This is a genomic window from Pseudomonas sp. Pseusp3, assembly GCF_047304225.1.
In the GTDB taxonomy this organism is placed as follows: domain Bacteria; phylum Pseudomonadota; class Gammaproteobacteria; order Pseudomonadales; family Pseudomonadaceae; genus Aquipseudomonas; species Aquipseudomonas fluorescens_CD.
On record NZ_JBGLYV010000025.1, the window covers coordinates 26,594 to 45,879 of the forward strand.

General features: G+C 51.3%; 17 protein-coding genes and 1 pseudogene. 4 read left to right on the top strand and 14 right to left on the bottom strand.

Translation table 11 applies throughout. The annotated features are described in order from the left end of the window. Nucleotides 1-643: 643 nt before the first annotated feature. The 3 genes and pseudogenes from ACCD00_RS11060 to ACCD00_RS11070 form a co-directional block, all read right to left on the bottom strand. Nucleotides 644-820, bottom strand: a pseudogene (locus ACCD00_RS11060) (alpha/beta fold hydrolase); the annotation flags it as partial. A gap of 91 nt (nt 821-911) precedes the next feature. Continuing rightward, nucleotides 912-1,655 carry an SDR family NAD(P)-dependent oxidoreductase gene (locus tag ACCD00_RS11065; protein ID WP_413424390.1) on the bottom strand — a complete coding sequence of 248 codons (744 nt, stop codon included), beginning with the start codon at nt 1,653-1,655 and terminating at the stop codon, nt 912-914. A gap of 12 nt (nt 1,656-1,667) precedes the next feature. After that, nucleotides 1,668-2,075, bottom strand: coding sequence for a DoxX family protein (locus ACCD00_RS11070; RefSeq protein ID WP_413424392.1), 408 nt, complete (start codon nt 2,073-2,075; stop codon nt 1,668-1,670). Nucleotides 2,076-2,170: 95 nt separating this feature from the next. On the opposite strand from ACCD00_RS11070, the gene ACCD00_RS11075 reads away from it, so the two are divergent. Next, the gene (locus ACCD00_RS11075; RefSeq protein ID WP_413424394.1) at nt 2,171-2,557 is read left to right on the top strand and encodes a winged helix-turn-helix transcriptional regulator; all 387 of its coding nucleotides are present in this window, start codon (nt 2,171-2,173) and stop codon (nt 2,555-2,557) included. Nucleotides 2,558-2,695: 138 nt separating this feature from the next. Here ACCD00_RS11075 and ACCD00_RS11080 read toward each other — a convergent pair whose 3' ends face one another. Then, nucleotides 2,696-3,622, bottom strand: a complete 927-nt coding sequence (locus ACCD00_RS11080) for a 2-hydroxyacid dehydrogenase (RefSeq protein ID WP_413424396.1) — start codon at nt 3,620-3,622, stop codon at nt 2,696-2,698. Nucleotides 3,623-3,978: 356 nt separating this feature from the next. Here ACCD00_RS11080 and ACCD00_RS11085 point away from each other — a divergent pair, with 356 nt between their 5' ends. Continuing rightward, on the top strand, nt 3,979-4,587 hold the full coding sequence (locus ACCD00_RS11085; RefSeq protein ID WP_413424398.1) for a trimeric intracellular cation channel family protein: 609 nt from the start codon (nt 3,979-3,981) through the stop codon (nt 4,585-4,587). Nucleotides 4,588-4,698: 111 nt separating this feature from the next. Here ACCD00_RS11085 and ACCD00_RS11090 read toward each other — a convergent pair whose 3' ends face one another. From ACCD00_RS11090 to ACCD00_RS11135, 10 genes are all read right to left on the bottom strand, one after another. Continuing rightward, nucleotides 4,699-5,337 (bottom strand): GntR family transcriptional regulator, encoded by a 639-nt coding sequence (locus ACCD00_RS11090; RefSeq protein WP_413424400.1) that lies wholly within the window; start codon nt 5,335-5,337, stop codon nt 4,699-4,701. 102 nt (nt 5,338-5,439) lie between these two features. Continuing rightward, nucleotides 5,440-6,453 carry a GlxA family transcriptional regulator gene (locus ACCD00_RS11095; protein ID WP_413424456.1) on the bottom strand — a complete coding sequence of 338 codons (1,014 nt, stop codon included), beginning with the start codon at nt 6,451-6,453 and terminating at the stop codon, nt 5,440-5,442. Between the two features lie 188 nt (nt 6,454-6,641). Beyond that, on the bottom strand, nt 6,642-8,132 hold the full coding sequence (locus ACCD00_RS11100) for an aldehyde dehydrogenase (RefSeq protein WP_413424402.1): 1,491 nt from the start codon (nt 8,130-8,132) through the stop codon (nt 6,642-6,644). Nucleotide 8,133: 1 nt separating this feature from the next. Beyond that, entirely contained in the window at nt 8,134-9,036 is a 903-nt protein-coding gene (locus tag ACCD00_RS11105; RefSeq protein WP_413424404.1) for a dihydrodipicolinate synthase family protein, read from the bottom strand. A 36-nt stretch (nt 9,037-9,072) separates the two neighbouring features. After that, the gene (locus tag ACCD00_RS11110; RefSeq protein ID WP_413424406.1) at nt 9,073-10,401 is read right to left on the bottom strand and encodes an MFS transporter; all 1,329 of its coding nucleotides are present in this window, start codon (nt 10,399-10,401) and stop codon (nt 9,073-9,075) included. Nucleotides 10,402-10,487: 86 nt separating this feature from the next. Continuing rightward, the gene (locus ACCD00_RS11115; RefSeq protein WP_413424408.1) at nt 10,488-11,804 is read right to left on the bottom strand and encodes an NAD(P)/FAD-dependent oxidoreductase; all 1,317 of its coding nucleotides are present in this window, start codon (nt 11,802-11,804) and stop codon (nt 10,488-10,490) included. A gap of 182 nt (nt 11,805-11,986) precedes the next feature. Next, nucleotides 11,987-13,057, bottom strand: coding sequence for a GlxA family transcriptional regulator (locus ACCD00_RS11120; protein ID WP_413424410.1), 1,071 nt, complete (start codon nt 13,055-13,057; stop codon nt 11,987-11,989). Between the two features lie 93 nt (nt 13,058-13,150). Then, nucleotides 13,151-14,176 (bottom strand): glycine betaine/L-proline ABC transporter substrate-binding protein ProX, encoded by a 1,026-nt coding sequence (proX, locus tag ACCD00_RS11125; protein ID WP_413424412.1) that lies wholly within the window; start codon nt 14,174-14,176, stop codon nt 13,151-13,153. A 41-nt stretch (nt 14,177-14,217) separates the two neighbouring features. Next, nucleotides 14,218-15,171 (bottom strand): glycine betaine/L-proline ABC transporter permease ProW, encoded by a 954-nt coding sequence (gene proW, locus ACCD00_RS11130; protein WP_413424414.1) that lies wholly within the window; start codon nt 15,169-15,171, stop codon nt 14,218-14,220. A gap of 46 nt (nt 15,172-15,217) precedes the next feature. Continuing rightward, complete coding sequence (locus tag ACCD00_RS11135; protein ID WP_413424416.1) at nt 15,218-16,252, bottom strand: quaternary amine ABC transporter ATP-binding protein; 1,035 nt, start codon at nt 16,250-16,252, stop codon at nt 15,218-15,220. Nucleotides 16,253-16,617: 365 nt separating this feature from the next. Between ACCD00_RS11135 and ACCD00_RS11140 the strand changes: the two genes are divergently transcribed. Together ACCD00_RS11140 and ACCD00_RS11145 are read left to right on the top strand one after the other, a co-directional pair. Beyond that, nucleotides 16,618-17,574 (top strand): LysR substrate-binding domain-containing protein, encoded by a 957-nt coding sequence (locus ACCD00_RS11140; RefSeq protein WP_413424418.1) that lies wholly within the window; start codon nt 16,618-16,620, stop codon nt 17,572-17,574. 283 nt (nt 17,575-17,857) lie between these two features. After that, nucleotides 17,858-19,222 (top strand): MmgE/PrpD family protein, encoded by a 1,365-nt coding sequence (locus ACCD00_RS11145; protein ID WP_413424420.1) that lies wholly within the window; start codon nt 17,858-17,860, stop codon nt 19,220-19,222. Nucleotides 19,223-19,286 lie beyond the last annotated feature (64 nt).

The window sequence follows — 19,286 nt, forward strand, 5'->3', positions numbered from 1 at the left end:
AACAGCTAGCTGGCTTCAAAACTGTGCCGTGAGGGCAGACTTAAGACAGGACTCGTAGTCGAATTCCATGCTGCGCTGGCAATGGAATTGGAGCCGGGAGATTCGATGAGCAAGGAAAGAGAAGGCGGGAAAACCGGAGCTTGCTCGACAAGATCAAGGCAGGCGAGCCATTGATGGAGCTGCGACGAAGGCGTTACGCCACTACCACAAGGCACAAGAAACGCAGTCTGTGAAGGAAGTGGAGAAGCTACGCCTCGAAGCGGAGGCGTTGTTCGCGGCTGGTCACGAGCATCAACGCCAAGCCCTCGGCGGGCCTAAACCTCAGTTGCATTGAACGAAATCCCGGAGAGCAATAAAGGCAGTAATCGACACGGCCCCAATCGGCGCCGGGATATGGCTGACTTGGCTAACTTTACCTCCCTCCTCCGCCACCCTCCCGACCGACCACGATCCTCAACCTTTAATGTCGTGACGCAGTCCTACAGCCCGGTAACGTGTCGCGTATCGACATGATCTAGAAGCACCGCTTTGATACCATTTCATGATGTTCTCTCCCCATCAGGGAAACAGGGAGACCATAGAACCCCCGGCAGGGCCAACCTCCGGGGTTTTGCTTTTCTTCCCCCCTCCCCGCGTCATTGTCTTAACTGCGGATCAGCTCTTCGATCAACACCTTGTTAAAACTGGCCGGGTCTGCCATCTGTGGTACATGGCCTTTGCCTGCAAACTCGATCAACCTCGCTCCCGGAATCAACTTGGCTGCCTACTTCCCAAGGACACGGTAGTAACCGATCTTCGCCTTGATATCAGGCGGGGCAATGAAGCAGTACTCCGCATAAAAAAGGGCCGTAACCGTTCGGGTACCTGTCGCGAACAGGACAGACTTTGCGCTCCCGGCTAGGACGTGACGGTCAGCGTGCGCTGTCGATGATTTGGCCACCGTCTGGTGTCAGGCTGTACCCCGTCAGAAATTGTGCATCCTTGCTGGCGAGGAACAGCACGACCGGCGCAATGTCCTCTTCGGGTGATCCATAACGGCCAAGTGCGTTAGTGGGTGCAGGCACATCGGCTGCTGCCCCCCAAGTGTCAGCGACCGGCATGACATTGTTTACCGTGATCTTGTCAGCGCCCCACTCCCTTGCCGCCGAGCGGGTCAAGGCACGTACCGCCTCCTTCGCCATGTTGTATGGGGCATAACCCTGCAGGCCGATGACACCGGCCAACGATGCAAAGTTGATGACCCTACCCTCCCCGCTGGCCTTGAGGTGGGGGTAGCAGGCTTGCATCGTCCGTAGATAGGCAATCGGCCCCATCTCTAGATTGCGTTGCAATTGCTCAGCCGACAGATCGAGAACCGATGAAAAGACGGCTGAGGGGTCGAAGGCATTGTTCACAAGAATGTCGATCCGGCCAAATTCAACCACGACCTTTTCCACGGCAGCTTTGATCTGATCCGGATCGGCGACATCACAGACTATGCCGAGGGCGATGCCGCCCGCTGCCTGGATCTCAGCGACGACACCAGCAACATTTTCAGCCGTCCGTGAAACGACCGCCACTTTCGCACCGTCTCTTGCAAAAAGCTTGGCAGTAGCGCGGCCGATACCACGGCCGGCTCCAGTGACGATGGCTACTTTCCCATTGAGTCGGGACATTTTCATCTCCAGTTATCTAGGGGTTACTTGATGTGCCGTTATTACTTGCCCGTAGGGTGACGACACGTCACGAGCAGCGTTTTGGGTGAGGAAAGAAGCGACCAGCAACACCAGGCAAATAGCCGCCGGCAGGGCACCACGAGGCTTGCGGACATTGATGTGTGCTAATGCCGAGAGCAGCAGGTGATAAAGCATGCCGGCGTAAGCGAGGTCGCTAAGCGGCACGTTGATGCGCAACAGAATGGCGGCCACCGCCAGGATCTTCACTGCAATGAGGATCGGCACGAGATAGGCGGGATAGCCGAGGTCGGCGAATGCTTGACGAACCCAGTCTCTTTTAACCAGGTACATCGTTGCCGAGGCCAGATACAACAACGACAGCAATGTTGTACTGATCCAATAAATATAGATTTCGATCATGGAGTTTTCCTAAGCAAGCGTTAATGCGTCGACTTAGGTCAAAGATGTCGCCTAATATGAAAAGCTACAAGTAGGATGAAAAAGTGGTGCTTAGTATGGAAAACCAGACTAATGGTGACGATCAAATCAACATGCACGAGGAAATGCGCCGTGCATTTGCGCTCCTCTCAGGCAAGTGGAAGCTGGAAATCATGTGGCTGTTGAACCAGCGAGTTTATCGTTTCGGAGAACTACGCAAAGCGATTAACGGCATCACCCAACACATGCTGACGGCACAACTTCGTGAGCTCGAAAACGATGGCCTGGTATCGCGAACAGTGTTCGCGGAAGTGCCCCCGCGCGTGGAATATGAGATGACGGCAAAGGCCCGTGCGCTCGGGCCGACGATGGAGGCACTCGCGTTATGGTGGAGCGAGTACGGGAAAAGCGTGCCAGTGAAACCGAACGCGCGCGGCCGCAAACCTAAAGCGGTTAAGCATTGAATGGTGTCACCCAATTAACCGTCAAAACGCTCCCAAACAAGTAAGTGTTTTGCTTTCCTGTGGTCTCTTAACGAATGGCAGCTTTGTGGCGACAGATAGCGCTCTGCCAAAATTGACCTCGTACCTGCCAGCCGAGAGTTAGTAGCCCTTAGACCGATCAACCACGTTCAAAATTGGCAGCCCTTCACGCTCTCTCCGGAGGTTCTCAACTATCACCGCCACACCGCCTTCAATCTGCACATCACTAGCGACATGAGGGGTCAAGAGGATTCGTGGGTGTTTCCAGAACGGGCTTTGTGGCGATGGAGGCTCTTGTACCAACACATCCAGCACGGCACCTCCCACTTGACCTGCATTCAACGCATCAAGCAGATCCTGCTCAATTACGTGGGCGCCACGCCCTACGTTGATGAATCCAGCGCCATGAGGCAGACAACGAAATCTCGCCGCATTGAGGATTCCATTTGTTTCGGGGGTCAATGGCAGCATGTTCACCAGGATGTCGCATTGCCCCAAGAAGTGTTCCAGTTGCTCCAGACCGACGTAACAGCGCCCACCAGGAACATTCTTCAATGAACGATTCCAACCACTGAGCTTAAACCCCAATGGTTGAAGTCGATCCAGTGCGGCTCGCCCTAGATTACCAACCCCCATTACACCAACTCGCCGCTGTGAAGCATGCACTATCGGCCGTGGTTGCCAACGACCACTCCGTTGATCCTCTTGGTAGGTGAGGATGTCTCGATGTAAGGCAAGAACACTGAGCAGAACGTACTCGGCCATGATGTCTGCCATTGAGAGATCCACCAGCCGAACGAGCGACACCTGATCAGGTAGTTGAGCCAAATCGAACTGATCTACTCCAGCCCCGGCAGCGTAAAGGACTCGAAGATTACGAAACTGCTCTGCAAGGTCAGCTAGAGGCTCCCAAGCCAGGATGTAGAGCACCTCTGCCGGGTTGCCGATATCAGGCCACTGGCGGAACTCTAGCTCAGGGGCGAGCGTTGATAGGTAATCTCGCCACTCTCCCGCAGCGGCTGGGTCTGCCAAGTATAGGATGCACATAAAAAGCTCCTTGTTCGCAACAGAAAACCCCAGCAGCCTTCGGAAAGTGCAATGTCAGATAGGGTATGACGGACGTCGATGTTAAAGCTTGCCCTACTCAGTTGAACCGACAGATTACGCCCTTCTTTTGGCTCGCTACGACACGACAATCTATCAAGGCCGCTATGCATTTGAGGCGAAAAAAAGGCCGATCATTTAAGAAAGACGCTCCTTAAGAGTTCAGTTATGGTTGCACCAACAGGCACAAGCAGAACCACCTCAGCTTTGCCATAACAATGCCCCCGCAGATCGCGGTACACCGATATGTGCCCGCAGACATCGTGCAGCTGACTGGCAACCTGAGAAAGGAATACAACATGCTTTATTTTCAGGAAATGCTTGGCATTGCGGTGTTTTCCATCACCGGTGTGCTTGCTATCAAAAAAGCCGATGTCGATTTTTTCGGTGCGATGGTGCTGGGCATCATCACCGCTATTGGCGGCGGCACCCTGCGCGACCTGCTGCTGGATCTGCCGATCTTCTGGATTGCCGACTTCAATTACATCTGGGCCGCATTGTTTGCTGCGCTGCTGGCGTTTTTCCTGACCCAACGACTGCAACGACGTTATCGCCTGTTGCTCTACCTCGACGGCCTGGCGGCTGCCCTGTTCGCACTGGCTGCTACCGAGAAGGTACTGGCGTTACACCTCGCCGCGCCGTTGGCAGTAATGATGGGCGTGCTGACCAGCATTGGCGGTGGCATAGCGCGCGATGTCCTGGCCGGGAGAGTTTCACTGCTGATGTCCCGTGACATATATGCCACGCCACTATTGCTGGGATGCACCCTCTATGTGCTGTTGCGCGACCTATTCCCGTCGGTCTGGATCGCCGGTTGGATTGCCTTTATCTTCACCTTCGGCCTGAGGTTTTTCGCCATTTACAAGCACCTTCAAATGCCAGCAATTTTCTCAACCAAACAAGGATGAGTCACAACGATGTCCCGACTCTCACCGATGAGTTACTCGAATCCGACATCGATTTGCCAATCGCAACTGGCCAGGAATGCCGGCACATGGATTCGTTACTTTAGGAAATATTCAGCTCCTAAAACCACGAATTAGTTCCGCGACTCGTTCTTCGTCGTGGTCACCAATGGCGTCAACCAACGCAGACTGCCATTCCAAACAGCGAGCCATCTGTGCATCCGAATCGCGAAGACGTACAGCGAGCAAATCCATTCGGGCTTGATCCAGCAGCAATCGACTGAAGCTGGCTTCTAGATAGGGGCTAGCCGCCATCTCGCCCAGAATTTCATGAAACCGATGATTCTCCAGAACCATCTGTTGAACTTGCTGCGCTTCACTCGCTGCTCTATATCGCTCATGCGCAGCTTTTAGTTCGATGAGTTGGAACGACTTGAACCCCTGCACTGCAAGTCTTCCAATCGCGGTGAAAATCATAGGAGCAACCAGAAGGAAGCTTCGACGTATTTCATGGCCCATTGGACTGACCCTGGCGCCATGATTCGCTCGATTTTCTACGTACCCTTCCCCTGCCAAGCGGCGAAGCGTGTCCCTTACCGGAGTGCGAGACAGCCCGTATTGGGTGCTGACCGCAACTTCATCCAGCATCTGATCAGGCTGTAGATCCATCGTTAGAATCTGTTGTTTTAGCTCCTCGTAGAGCCTGACCTTGTTGTCCTTCACCTCACCTCCGGAGCCCATCAGTTTGTCCAAGCTGTCTGCTTGAAAGCTCGGAACATATAACGCCTACCAGCGTATCAGTCACGTCACAGTCTGAGCGCAGTCATCGCACGAACATGACAAGAACTCCGACCTTCAAAATTCCATTCGTGTTTCTCGGGAAGGGGCATACCCAAAATAAGCCGTATAGCATTTGCTGAAATGGCTCGGGGAGACGAATCCACAGGCCACCGCGACCTGAACTATGGTGAGCCTCGAATGCTGCAGCAATCGGCGTGCTTCAGTTACCCGAAGCTCCAGGTAATAGCGTAACGGTGTGGTACCCAACTGAGCTCTGAACAACCGTTCGATCTGACGCCTGGACAGTTTGACCCAACCTGACATCTGCTCCAGATCCAATGGTTCTTCGAGATTCGCTTCCATCAGTTTGACGATCTCTCTCAAAGGCGCCGCCATCTTGATGTGGAGTGTTGGATTCAGGCGTCGGTATCGTGAGGCATCAAATGCCAGGATGTCCGAAATGCCATCCACAAGGCTTGCGCCATGCGACTGACCAATCCAATCCAAGACCATATGGAACGCACCACTCGGGCTTGCAGCTGTATAGCGATCGCGATCAACCATAAAGCTCTCGCTCGTTACCTGACTGTGCTGGGCAGTCTCTGCCAGTGCTGGCCGATGTTCCGGGTGAATGGCGCATCGGTAAGCATCCAGCAAACCAGCCTGTCCCAAGAACCAAGCTCCATTCCATAGGCCAGCTAATGCTACTCCCTTCTCGGCGGCTTTCTTGAGCAGGACGCGTAACTGAGCATCAGCGCGTAGTGGTGTCCGTAGACCGCCACAAACAATCAACAACTTCAGTTCGCTCAGTGGATAGGATGAAAGATCTTGATCCGGACGGATGATGATGCCCAAGTCGCTCTTAACTTCCTGGCCATCAAGCGTAAACGTGCAGGTACTGTAAAGCTCAGGCCGCAACAAATTCGCGGTTACGAGCGCGTCCAATGCATTGGTAAACGATGGGAGAGAAAAGTGATCAAGCAGGATAAAGCCCACCCCTGAACGGGAAACCGTCGTAGGCTTCTCGTCTTTGAGATAGCGGAGATTTTTCCCTTTGATTGTTCCACAAAAACTTCGCTGCTCTATCACTTCAAGCCACCTTTTCTTAGAAGCTAAAACGATAAAATCGAGCCGCAAAAAAATCGGCCGCCACCGCTAGCACCACAACCTGTACGAACCTGGTCATGGGCCTGAACGGCCACTCAGATCAACCAAACACGAAGATCGCCCCAACCAAAGCGGTTGAGGCGATCTTCAAATCGGTCGAGTAATCTGAATCAGGACGCATCGATCCAGATGGTTTTCAACTCGGTGTACTGGTCATGGGCCCAAATGGACTTGTCCCGACCACCGAAGCCAGACTCCTTGTAACCGCCGAAAGGAGTAGAAGCATCGCCTTCACCGAAGCAGTTCACGGTGACGATACCGGCGCGAATACCACGCGAGAGCTTCAATGCATTGCGCAGGTTTCCAGTGTACGCGGACGCCGCTAATCCATAAGCAGTGTCGTTAGCCAGCTCGATCGCTTCGTCTACTGTTTTGAACGTCGTTACGCTCAGGACGGGGCCGAAAATTTCTTCTTGGAACAACCGGCTATCACGGCCTACTCCATCAACGATGGTAGGCTCGACAAAGATATTTTGTGCAGTATTCCCTCCCACCAACACATCAAGCTTTTCGTCTTTGGCATGCTCGATGAAGGAGCGCACTTTTTCAAAGTGAGCTGTGCTGACCATCGACCCGAGACGATTTTCAGGGTCAAGCGGATCACCCATTTGCCAATCACGCAGATGCACCTGAATACGTTTCAAAAGATCGTCTTTGATGTCGGTATGAACGATCAAACGAGAGGAGGCAGAGCAGTTTTCGCCCATGTTCCAGAAAGCGCCATTCACCACGTGCTGCGCGACGAGATCAATGTCTTCGACATCGTCCATCACAACTGCAGGATTTTTGCCTCCGCACTCCAGAACGATGCGCTTCAGGTTTGACTCACTGGAGTATTTGAGAAACAGCCGACCAGTGTCAGTAGAGCCTGTGAAGCTGACCATTGCGACATCCGTGTGGCGGCCTAAGGGCTCACCCGCATCTTTGCCACTACCAGGCACTACGCTGAATACGCCCGCAGGAATACCTGCCAGATAAGCCAATTCAGCAACGCGCAACGTGCTCAACGTAGTTTCCTTCGCTGGCTTAACAACGATCGAACAACCTGCGGCCAGGGACGGGCCAATTTTCCAGGCAAGCATCAGAAGCGGGAAGTTCCACGGCAAAACGAGACCGACGACTCCAATAGGCTCACGCACCACCATCGTGACCGCTCCCGAACCTACTGGCGCGGTCGCATCGTAGATTTTGTCGATCAGCTCGGCATGCCAACGCAGCGTATGAATCGTCTCGGGAATATCGATGTTCTGACATTCACGAATAGGCTTGCCGCTATCCAGGCTTTCGAGCAGCGCCAATTCGTGCGAGTTGTCTTCGAGCAGTTGAGCAAAACGCAGCAACACAGATTTGCGTGCCGAAGGAGAGAGCGAATGCCAACGTGCGTCTTCAAACGCCTCTTTGGCCGCCGCAACGGCATCGTCTACATCCCGAGAATCACAAGCGGCAATCTCAGCTAGAACGTCACCAGTGGCCGGATTAATCGTGGTGAACGTTTTGCCCGATTGAGCATCACGAAACTTTCCGTTGATAAAGGCTTGATTGCGAAACTCAAGCTTACCTGCAAGTTCGCGATATGCCTCTTTACTAAGAAGGTCTGCCATCTCAAGCCTCCCCAACGATTTGGGCGACGTTGTGTTTGAGGGTTCGAATAACTTCTTTCAGCTCTTGCTTCTCGGACTCCTCCAAAGGCTGCAAAGGAGCCCGTACGCCACCGGCACGCAATCCACTCAGTTCACTGCCATGCTTGATGGATTGAACAAATTTCCCGCCTTCAAGGAAGTCCATCAGAGGAAGCATGGCCGACATGATGCGGCGGCCTTTGGCGAAGTCTTTTTCAATGACACAAGCTTCGTAGAGAGCGACGTGTTCGCGAGGAATGAAATTCGAACCGGCGCAAACCCAGCTGCGAGCACCCCAAGCAAAGAATTCCAAAGCTTGATCATCCCAGCCACACGAGATCTGGATGGACGGATGTGAATGAGCCAGGCGATGCAGACGATTCATCTCACCTGAGCTTTCCTTGATAGCGACGATATTTTTGCAGTGCGCAACAGCTTCGAAGAACTCGTCGCCCATGGCAACTCCCATCCGGGCTGGGTAGTTGTAAAGCATGATCGGCAGACCAGCAGCTTTATCTACAGCCAAGACATGGGTAGCGATCTCTTTTTGAGTGGGCAAAGCATATGGTGGAGAACCAACCAGGAGGGCATCAGCCTCAAGCTCCTTCGCCTTCTCAGCAAAGTAAACGGAGTCCTCGGTTCGAATACCACCGGTGCCCACAACCAGAGGCAGGCGACCTTTGAGGACATCTTTTGCACGCTGAGCAATCTCCACACGCTCGGCTGCAGTGTGAGCATAATACTCACCAGTCGATCCGCCGATAATAATACCGTGAACCTTGGATTCGACCAGATACTCAATAACCTCACCAAAGGCCGAAAAGTCAATTTGGCCATCCGAAGATAACGGAGTAATGGCAGGGGTATAAATGCCGTCAAAGTTCATAATGTTTCCTCCAGTGGTTTCCGAATTTCAAAACTGTTAATTCAGCGATGCAGCTTGTTGCAGGTTCAACGATCGAGTTTCAGGAGCAAGAATCCAGGACAACACCAGGCCGACCAAGGTAACTGCCGCAGCCACATACATAGTCTCGGCAATACCCAGCTTGCTTAATGAAATCGGAACCAGATAAGTCCCCGCTGCTGCACCGATTCGGGAAAGTGAAGTCCCTACACCGACAGCAAATGCTCGAATTTCCGTTGGAAACAGCTCGTTGGGATAAACCAAGGTGAGAACTTGAGCTCCTCCAATGAATAGGGCATAAACAATGAAAAAGAACAAAACCAGAGTGCTTGGCCCTGCATGACCGATAGCCAATCCAAGCAAGGCAAGCCCAGAACAAAGGAAGCTATAAATCAGGAGATTACGGCGACCTACCACATTTATTATCCTGGTTGAGATGATGCACCCAACCACAAAAAACAAAGTAATCGCGACAGAGCCTAAAGATGCCCAGTCTCCTTGAAGATTCAAAGCTGCCAACACCTTGGGTGCGAAAGCGTAAACGGCAAACAATGGAACTACAGAGCAAGTCCAAAAAATCACAACAAATAGCATTCGTTTACCGTATCCGGAATGGACAAGGTTGAAGATCGTAATTTTGTCACCGGTGGGTTGCTCCGGGAGGTTAGCCAAGGAAAAATCGTCGCCGTAAACCTTTTTGATAATTGCTTCAGCTTCTGCAGCACGGCCTTTGTTCAACAACCAACGTGGCGATTCTGGTGTGCCAATACGTACTAGAAACAACATGGCCCCAATGATTGACGCACTGGCCAATACTAGACGCCAAGCATCCGAGCCCCAAAACTTAAACATAATTTCGCCGACGATATAGGCCATCGCTGCGCCGGCAAACCAAAGAATTGTTAGCATCGCCAATCTCGGGCCGCGATACTTTTTTGGTAGAAACTCTACGAGTAGCGAGGTCGCAACAGGGTATTCAATGCCCACCGCCACGCCAAGCAACAATCTCAAGAAGAAGAGCACGATGGCCGACTCGACCCAATATTGAGCTAACGACGCTACGATGAATATAGTTGGCCCTACGAACAAAAGCCGCTTCCGGCCCATAACATCAGTGAGCCACCCACCCAAGAAACCGCCGAAAAATATTCCGATCAATGCAGAAGCGGCAATCATGCCTTCCCAAAAATCATCGAGGGCCAAGGACTTTGACATATGTATCAGCGCGACGCCGATGATACTGAGGACATATCCGTCTACAAAAGATCCACCCGCTGAACGAATCGTCAGCAGACGATGAAAGCCATTAAGTGGTACGTCCTCAATTGAAACACCAACGTTCTTCATTTCTTATCCTTATACTTGAAACATCGGACTGCATATTGCATTAACAAGTAGTATCCATCTGAATCATCGATTCAGAGCTTTCTGATTTAGCTTTCTCTGCCGGCGCGATATTGTCCCCATTTAAGGTTCATATTTACGCCCAACGAAAGAAAAGGTTCAGGCGGATTGCTGTTCGGCCCTGGCGCTTGTAGAAGAAAATCGATAAGACCACCACGATCGCCTGCCAGCCAATCTGCCAGTAGTTTCCCGGTTACCGTCCCACGGGTAACACCAAGTCCATTACAACCCAAAGCACCATAAACATTGGGTGCCAACTCGCCAAAGAAGCCATTATGGTTTCTTGACATAGCTAATGCCCCGCCCCACGTGTACTCGAAATTTACATTCGGCAGCATAGGAAAGCGTTTATCGAACGAGGCTTTATGGCGGCGTACAAATCGTTCGTTATACTTTTCGTTACTACGCCCATCCGGGTTAAAACTGAAACTATTTCGAATCAGTATCCGATTATCAGGAGTACGCCGAACCGTAGTTCCGAATGGATCTGCTGGAATTGCGCCCCAAAAAGGTTTTCCACCTAGACGAGCCTGCTCCTCTTCCGTCAGCTGTCGAGTGATGCTGCCATAGGTGTAAATTGGCAACATACGCCCTTGTAGAAAGCCAAAACGCATCCCGAAAGAGTTATTGGCCAAAATCAGCTTATCGGCGGTGATACTTCCGTTTGCATGTATCAATATTGTTTTGGCGCCGTATTCCACCTCCAGAATTGGAGTGCGCTCATACAGCGTAACGTTGGAAGGCAAACTGTCTGCCAGCCCCTTCACCAACGCTGATGGTTGGAGCAAAATTGCTCCTGGGGTGTACAGCGCCTTGCGATAAAAATGAGTTCCGAGATGATTTGGCAACTCTTTTTCATCAATCATTTCATAGGGTTGATCAAGCTTATCGAGTCCTCGTCTGTATGCTTCGAGCACTGCAATACCACGGTCTTCCACAGCTGCTTGATACTTACCACATGCCTTCATCTGGCAATCAATACTGTATTCGTCTACTAGGTCTCGCAAAATCGACTGACCAGCCAAATTGAGCTTTAGGGCAGTTCGGGCGAGCGCGATATCGCCAATATAGTCATCAGCTCCAATGTCATGGGGCAGATCAATTGCAAAACCAGCGTTTCGACCCGACGGCCCAAGGCCCACCTCTTGCGCCTCGACAAGCACCACTTCGTCATTTGGAAAATTCAGTGCAAGTTGGCGCGCGGCTGCCAGTCCAGTAAACCCGGCACCGATAATTACCCACCGAGCTGAGCGATGCCCCTGGTGCGCAGGTTTCGGCTGACGAGGTTGGCTCAAATGGAACCAACCACAGCTCTTATCATCAGCGGGTAACGAGGTAACTTTCATAGTGTTGAACCGTTTATTGTTGGATTGCCTGCCGTACCCAACACGAAGAAAACGCGTGGAATGGCGCCAAGTAAAAAACCTAAACGACGACAATACTGTGCCGCTCACATAACACCCAAATCGGCATCATGACGTTTAATATCGACAACAATAGCGGCTACTTCGAGCGCTATAGATGTCAGTTAAAAATTAGCTGCAATGGCGTAACGCTCTGTGCTTCCATAGTCATTGGAATAGTAATTATCCCGAAACGTCATTGGAGGCAGGCCAAACAAATCTTTGAAGCGTTTGTAGAAATGCGGATAGCTTACGAAACCTGTTGCAAGCGCTACATCTGTCAATGATCGATTACTTTGGACAATCAGTTGCCTGGCGCGGGTCAATCTCAGTTCAAGATAATATCTATTTGGTGCGGCATTCAGGTAGCGAGCAAACCTTCTTTCAAGCTGTCGACGCGAAACACCAACATGACTCGCAATTTCCTCAATCTCCATGGGCTCTTCAATATGGCTTTCCATAAGAGTTAGCGCCATATCAAGCGGCCTAGGAATGCTTCTTGGTAAAATGCTCGTGCACGGGTCTGCTTCGCTAAGCTGAACTTGCTTTGACTGATGCACGCGTTTTATTTCATTAGCCAGATCAGCGTCACTACTACAGCCCAGTTCCTGCATGATTGACAGGGTCATATCTAGGGCGGATGAAGCCCCGGAGCAGGTTGCGCGACGACGTTCACATATGAAATCCGCATCAGATATTTTTACCCGTGGGAAATACTCATTCATCAAGGCGCAACTATCAGTGTGACAAGCAGAATTCTGGTCATCAAGCAGACCTGCATCTGCCAAATAAAACGCAGCATTCCAGACACCACCAACAATTCCTTTGCCTGAAGCCGCTTTTTTCAATGCTCGCCGAAGCAATGGATTAGAGGACAACCTTACTCTTTGGCCACCGACAACAATCACCGCATGGTGGTTGATTTTTTCAACCACCAACTTCTCCGACGAGAGCGGCACCCCGATGTCACTTTCGACCAACCCACCCTGAAGTGAATAAGTAGAAACCTTATATATCGTATTGCAGCTTATTAAATTACCAGTCGCCAGAGCATCCATCGCGGTTGAAAGCGTGGTCAGCGAAAAGTGATCCAGCACGATAAATGCTACCCGCACTACTTTTTCGTGACCAATTGAATCTGTAGTTTGTCGAAACCCAATATTTTGGAACTTCAACGTGCTTTGGAATGTATCCATCATTTGCCACCTGGTAACTTTTTGCGTGAAACAACCACATTCTTGCTAGAGAGCGGCTGGCCAAAACTCCAGCCGCATTCTTTGTTTCAGCTATTACTTCTTAGCTGCAGCTCTTGCATCCGCCAACCAGCCATCATATTCCGTTTGGTGAGCTTTGATCCACTCAGCTGCATGGCGTTTGATATCAGCAAGTGATTTTTCGCCATTTTGCATACGCAGGTTCTGAGCGCTTTCATCAGCAGTACCGATGCTGATTTCGGACAAGAATTTGCGAGCAACAGGGTTTTTCTCTGCAAACTCTTTATTCATGACCGCGTTGACAGTATCCACTGGGAAACCAAGATTTTTCCCTTGATAGAAAGTGTCTTTACTTTCCTTGCCATCAGGCAACGAGGTAAACGGGACTGGCAACCAAACTACGTCTTTCCCTTCAACAAGTACGCTTGCGATCCACTGAGGAACCCAAGTGAAATAAAGTACAGGTTTTCCTTGTTGATACCTGGTGATCGTATCCGCCATCAAGGCAAAGTAAGAGCCGCGGTTGTCGACCACTGTCGGCCCCAAACCGTAAGCCTTCATGTGATGCTCGACCATAATTTCACAGCCCCAACCGGGGTTGCACCCGGTCAAATCCGCCTTGCCATCGCCATTACTGTCGAAAAGTTTTGCAATCTCAGGCTTCTTCAAATCAGAAAGATCTTTGATGTTGTAAGCGTCTGCTGTTTTCTTATCGATCATGTAGCCTTGCAAAACGCCCTTCATGACCTGGCCGACCTTCACCATCGAATCATCGCCACCGGCCTTATCATAGAAGGCAGCATGCAGTTGCTCCCATTCATGAACCGTGAAATCCGCATCACCGTATGACAATGCGAGGAACATCGCTGGATAATCCGTTTCCTTTGGCTGCTTAACGTCGTAACCAAGTTCCTTCAGACCGGCTACTGCGACCTCACCCCGAAAGCGTTCTTCCGCAATCGTTGGAAAAATAGGAGTTATAGAGGTACCGGCTCCTGGTTTGTTTGCATCAGCCGCATAAGCCGCCGAAGAAAGGACAACACCAAACAATGAAGCAACCACACTCGCGACCACGGTTTTTTTAAGATTTGCAAGGTTCATGTTTCACCACGCTTAGATTTTTAATAGGTGAGCAGGCAAGCTTAATTAGTCACTGGACGTGTAACGTTCTTTTTTTTCTTCAACTTCATAACAAGACCCACAGGCCCGGTCTCATACCAATGCTGGCCAGATGCTAGATCACTACTGCGTTCGCCCATGGCTTGGGTCAAGCGATCAAGGAACACTGCCAGGAGTACCAAGCCGGCCCCACCGACACTCGCGAGTCCCATATCCAAACGGCCGATACCGCTTAACACCATCAATCCCAGACCGCCTACCGAGATCATCGACGCTACAACCACCATCGATAGGGAAAGCATCAGTGTCTGGTTCAATCCAGCCATCATCGTAGGAGCCGCAAGGGGCAATTGAACCTTCATGAGCATCTGAGTGGCCGTGCACCCAAAGGCCCGAGCAGCCTCAACCTTGTCCGCAGGTACCTGCCGTATCCCCAAATTGGTCAACCGCACCAACGGGGCAACAGAGAAGATGATCGTGACAATCACACCAGGAACGTTGCCGATGCCGAACAACATCACCACTGGCACCAAATAAACAAAGGCGGGTAGCGTTTGCATGGCATCCAGCACTGGACGGACGATCATTTCCGTTCGATCACTGCGAGCGCACAGGATTCCAAGGGGTATACCAATAACGGCGCAGAACAGGAGCGATGTAAGTACCAATGCCAGAGTTACCATGGCATCGTTCCACACACCTATTAATCCAAGCCCTGTCAAAGTTGCCACGCTGAAAATAGCAATTCGCTTGCCGCCGATCTGCCAGCTAATCAATCCAGCGATGATGATGAATACGGTAGGTGGCACAGAGAGCAATCCCCACTGTACGCCATCCAACACCTGATCCACCGGCCACCGGATTGTTCTAAACACCTCTCTGAAGTTGTGCACCAAATACTTCAGGGCTGTTTCAACCCATGACCCCAACGGAATATTTAAACTTTGGAAGGGGTCTAAAAAATTAAAGTCCGACATGATTCTTCCTCGCCATCAGAACTTTTTATCATTCTGATTATTTAAATTAACTGTTATGCAGGCAGCTCAGAAGATGGCCTTGCGAAATGGAGCCTTTGTACAGCCCAATCTCGTCCACGACCGGAATAGGAGTTGCCGAGGCAGCGACCAAATGAAGAATTTCTCTTAGAGAAGCTTCTGCTTTTATGGGAGTTTGACGCCCTGGTTCATAAGAGATGCTTGAGTCTTGCTGGGCAATATCTCCCGCCCGAAGGATTCGACTGGAATCAAATCCATTGAAAAAATCACGGACGTATTTGTTAACCGGATTACAGAGAAGCTCACGAGGTGTGCCTATTTGCACAACACGTCCTCCTTCCATGATCGCGATTCGGTGCCCGATCCGAACAGCCTCTTCAATATCGTGGGAGATAAAGATGATTGTCCTGTCCTGCTCGGCCTGAAGCTTGATCAATTCGCCCTGCATTTCGCTGCGAATCATCGGGTCTAGAGCGGAGAACGCTTCATCCATGAGCAAAATTGCGGGATCGTTAGCCAACGCCCTGGCCAAGCCTACGCGCTGCTGCATGCCGCCGGACAATTGGTGTGGATAGCTGTACTCCTGCCCTGAAAGCCCGACTTGCTCTAAGGCGCCCATTGCACGGCAATACCGCTCCTTCTCACCTACGCCACTGATTTCCAAGCCAAAACTGACGTTGTCAATTACGCTCATATGGGGCATGAGGGCGAACGATTGAAAGACCATTCCCATGTCTTTCCTTCGAACTTGCAGAAGATCCTTGTCACCCAACCCAGTAATTTCTCTGCCATTAAGAAATATGGATCCAGAAGTTGGCTCAATCAAACGATTAAACAACCTCACCATCGTAGACTTGCCAGAACCTGACAATCCCATGATGACAAATATCTCGCCTCTGCGGACAGCGAAGTTCGCATCAAACACTCCAATTGCCTGGCCTGTTTTCTGGAAAACTTCAGCCTTTGATGCACCATCGGCGAGCATCTTCATAGCGAGGTCAGGTTGTGAGCCAAATACCTTGTAAACGCTCTTAACGGAAATTATCTCGTCGGCGCCATTCATACCTTGCCTCCTTCGTACTGAGCACTATTCGCTTTAAGCGACATGCAAAGGATCGGAAATAGTTTTAAACGGCAGCGGTAATTATTATGTGTCGTCACGACGGGCTTCCTTTATTATTTTTGGGGCCCTAGGAAAAGGGGATGTTTCAAATTTATTAGCATCTCCCCTCTAAATCCAACTACATTTATTGGGACAATTGGATAACGATGGGTTATAGATTGAGGAAGCCCCCTCAGGGCACTGACACCGCTGTGCATGAGCGACTACCCGTATCTCGGCAGCGACGAAAGCGTAGCCCTCCCTTCTCTCTTCCGTTAACCTCGCACCGCTTCGCTGGGGAGCTGTATCGTTAGGAGAACGTACGAATGTCCAAGCATGTCGACCCTGACAGCGTCCTGCTAAAAATGCCGTCCTTGAGGGCTGTGAAGGCGTTTGTAGCTGCAGCCAAGTACGAAAGCTTCACCTTGGGGGCTGAGGCTCTGTGCGTTTCACAAGCAGCTATTAGCCGGCAAATCCGGGAGCTAGAAGATTACCTCGGTGCTCAGCTTTTCACGCGTGCAGGGCGTGCCGTGGAGCTGACATCCGCTGGGGCTGTATTCTTCGACGCTGCCCAATTGTCGTTCGTGAATATTGCCCAAGCTGCCGAGCGAATTCGCAATTGTCAGGCTCAAAAGAAAATGCTGACTATCTGCTGCTCCCCTGCGTTTTCGGCTCTGTGGTTGTCGAGTCATCTACCTGAGTTCATTGAGCAGAATCCGGGAATCGAGCTGAATCTGGTCACGACACAGAACTTTCTGACCATGGAACCAGGTGTTCAGCCCGACATCTTCATCACGAAGATGTCACGCATCAGGGAGGACTATAAAAGCTATCCGCTGTGTCACGACGTCATTTACCCAGTGTGCTCCCCACAGTTTCTGAAGCAGCACCCAGAGATTACGACAATCGAAGGTGTGAGGGACTCGACGTTATTGAATCTGAGTCCTTACGGACGATCACAGGTCGCTGAACATGTCGATTGGGGCGTATGGCTTGCTTTTCAGTCCGTTGACATCGACGATCGTCCGGCGAGCAGTCCTCAGATCTTCAATGCCAATGATTATAATTTGCTCATCAGCATGGTGCTGACACATCAAGGAATCGCCCTAGGCTGGAATCACCTGGTCACGAGGCTGGTCGAACAAGGCTTGCTGGTGCGACCGATCAAGCAAAAGGTTCAGCTACGCAATAGCTCGCATTATCTGAGCTGCAAAGAGAACACCGAGAACGAAGACGCCCTCCGTCGTTTTCGCGAGTGGATCTTATCGAAGTTTCCGCGCTGATATCGGCCTCCTCTTTCACCACCACCCGGGCCTTTAAAGCGCGCCCCTCCTCCTATACTTCCGGTACCGCTTGGTGTGCGCCCACACTCTAAAGGGGGCTGGTAAATCGCCTATGGGTTGGACGCAATCTTCTCGAATCAGGCCAACCTAGCAATGCTGACCGCTAGTTTTGTTATCCATTGCCCTACGAAAATGTTGCTAGAGCGACAAGCCTCTCCTGGCTCATTGTTGAGCTGCGCTGGCCAAGCCAGACCGGATCAATTCATAGGAAGGGTTTTTGGGAATGTCGCTTTTCGAATTCTGCCGCACCTTTGATTTCCTGCAGGCCCCTATCAAAACTCGGGAAATTCTAAAAAATAGCCTGCTTGATATAGTGGGAGTCATGGCAGGAGCTGTGTCGAATGATACAAGCCGGGCGCTTCGACGGTATGCCCGAACTCACTACCCTGCCGGAACATACACCAGTCGGCTCATCTTCGATGGCCAGCGAGTAAACATTCTCGGTGCAGCTTGGGCCGGTGGCTTTTCCGCAGATAGCCTGGATGCACACGAAGGGCACTTTCTGTCCAAGGGGCATGCCGGAGCGACCGTCGTTCCTGCTCTGCTTGCGCTAGCGGATGCGCTGCAGCATCACGGCAGGGAGATAAGCGGCCATGAGTTTTTGACCGCTCTGTGCATTGGGTATGAGACAGCTCTTCGAGCTGGTACTGCACTTATGGTGACTTCCCCTACCTACCACGCCTCCGGCGGTTTTTCCGCCATTGGGGTCGTCTGCGCCGGCTCCAGGATGCTGGGCTTCGATGAACAAACCTTTCGGCACGCTCTGGGAATTGCGGAATATTTCAGCGCACGTTGCCCAATGATGCGTGTGGTGCAAACGCCTACGATGCTTCGTGACGCGCACGGAGCAGGTGCATTCGTTGGCTTGAATTCTCTTTTGATGGCAAAGGAAGGAATGACCGGTGCACCTGCCGAGACAGTGGAAGATATCTCCGTCGCCGCACACTGGGCCGATATCGGCAAAAGGTGGGAAATAGATAGCCAATATTTCAAACCATGGCCGGTTTGCAGATGGGCGCAACCTGCTCTGACCGCCATGCTTGATATACAGCGTGAGAACCCCGAGCTCAACGCTGACTCAATTGAAGCAATCCGTGTTGAAACGTTCTACGAGTCGATGTGCTTGCAGGGCCATACACCACAAAATGCAGACGAAGCCCAATACGCACTGGCATTTCCGCTGGCTGCACTCATCGTCAGAGGGAAGCTGGGGCCTAATGAAGTCACCGGCGCATCTATTTCGTCACCTGACATTTTATCGTTGAGCGCACGTATCGAAATCGTTGAAGCCCCAGATATCTCAGCACGATTCCCCAACGAAATCCTTTCACGACTGACCATTACGCTGAAAAATGGAGCCGTGATAGTTAGTCCGGTTACCGCCGCTAAGGGAGATCCGGAGACCCCACTGACGGCTGAAGAATTGGATCAAAAATTTGACCTTTTCTCTGCCGGGCTTGGCCATGACAGAAGCCTCGCAGTGAAGCAGGCGATTAAGCATCTTGATCAGTCAAAATCTGCCATTGCCACTCTGACGCCAATATTTCTAGGCCCTGATCATTCTGCAACAGAGCGTGACAACTCTTAATTGAGGGGTTCAGGTTCCGGCACCTAGAAATCGATAACCTGAAATTATTGATTACCCACATGAA

What these genes read in the sequence shown, in the direction of transcription:
- ACCD00_RS11065 (WP_413424390.1), bottom strand. Translation starts at nt 1,655, where the DNA reads ATGTCCCGACTCAATGGGAAAGTAGCCATCGTCACTGGAGCCGGCCGT.
- ACCD00_RS11070 (WP_413424392.1), bottom strand. Translation starts at nt 2,075, where the DNA reads ATGATCGAAATCTATATTTATTGGATCAGTACAACATTGCTGTCGTTG.
- ACCD00_RS11075 (WP_413424394.1), top strand. Translation starts at nt 2,171, where the DNA reads ATGGAAAACCAGACTAATGGTGACGATCAAATCAACATGCACGAGGAA.
- ACCD00_RS11080 (WP_413424396.1), bottom strand. Translation starts at nt 3,622, where the DNA reads ATGTGCATCCTATACTTGGCAGACCCAGCCGCTGCGGGAGAGTGGCGA.
- ACCD00_RS11085 (WP_413424398.1), top strand. Translation starts at nt 3,979, where the DNA reads ATGCTTTATTTTCAGGAAATGCTTGGCATTGCGGTGTTTTCCATCACC.
- ACCD00_RS11100 (WP_413424402.1), bottom strand. Translation starts at nt 8,132, where the DNA reads ATGGCAGACCTTCTTAGTAAAGAGGCATATCGCGAACTTGCAGGTAAG.
- ACCD00_RS11105 (WP_413424404.1), bottom strand. Translation starts at nt 9,036, where the DNA reads ATGAACTTTGACGGCATTTATACCCCTGCCATTACTCCGTTATCTTCG.
- ACCD00_RS11110 (WP_413424406.1), bottom strand. Translation starts at nt 10,401, where the DNA reads ATGAAGAACGTTGGTGTTTCAATTGAGGACGTACCACTTAATGGCTTT.
- ACCD00_RS11115 (WP_413424408.1), bottom strand. Translation starts at nt 11,804, where the DNA reads ATGAAAGTTACCTCGTTACCCGCTGATGATAAGAGCTGTGGTTGGTTC.
- ACCD00_RS11120 (WP_413424410.1), bottom strand. Translation starts at nt 13,057, where the DNA reads ATGGATACATTCCAAAGCACGTTGAAGTTCCAAAATATTGGGTTTCGA.
- proX (WP_413424412.1), bottom strand. Translation starts at nt 14,176, where the DNA reads ATGAACCTTGCAAATCTTAAAAAAACCGTGGTCGCGAGTGTGGTTGCT.
- proW (WP_413424414.1), bottom strand. Translation starts at nt 15,171, where the DNA reads ATGTCGGACTTTAATTTTTTAGACCCCTTCCAAAGTTTAAATATTCCG.
- ACCD00_RS11135 (WP_413424416.1), bottom strand. Translation starts at nt 16,252, where the DNA reads ATGAATGGCGCCGACGAGATAATTTCCGTTAAGAGCGTTTACAAGGTA.
- ACCD00_RS11140 (WP_413424418.1), top strand. Translation starts at nt 16,618, where the DNA reads ATGTCCAAGCATGTCGACCCTGACAGCGTCCTGCTAAAAATGCCGTCC.
- ACCD00_RS11145 (WP_413424420.1), top strand. Translation starts at nt 17,858, where the DNA reads ATGTCGCTTTTCGAATTCTGCCGCACCTTTGATTTCCTGCAGGCCCCT.